At 42.1% G+C, this 437-nt stretch carries 1 pseudogene; it reads left to right on the forward strand.

Annotated features, from left to right (window positions below):
* Window positions 1-158: 158 nt before the first annotated feature.
* Window positions 159-407 (forward strand): annotated as a pseudogene (locus ACYVRA_RS09145) (diguanylate cyclase domain-containing protein); the annotation flags it as partial.
* Between the last annotated feature and the right edge of the window lie 30 nt (window positions 408-437).

Genomic DNA, 437 nt, shown 5'->3' on the forward strand with positions numbered 1-437 from the left:
ATTTTGACGGTCATCCAAAAGGCGACGACTACCCTCGCGCCATAGGCGAAGCAGTTAACAGATTAAAAGACACAATGGGGGTCTACTGCGCCAGAGTGAGCGGTGAAGAATTTGCCCTGCTTTAGTTTGAAAAAGAAGACGTTACTCATGTAAAAGCCGTCATATCGCGCGTTACTAAATTAATACAATTGTTGAAAATCCCTCATGAAAAATCAAGCGTTTCCAAATATGTGACAATGACCCTTGGAGTATATGTGGAAAAATGCGGCGCTTCAACCGATACGGAAGAAATGTACGCTCTGGCGGATAAAGCGTTGTATTCCGCCAAGGAGACCGGGCGAAATTGTACTATAGTTAAAGGAAGAACAATTAAAGAATACCCTTTAGACCCTGAAAAAAATCAATAAGCGGCAAAAGGAATTATTTCCGTTATCTGC

The organism is Treponema sp. R8-4-B8, from assembly GCF_054786175.1.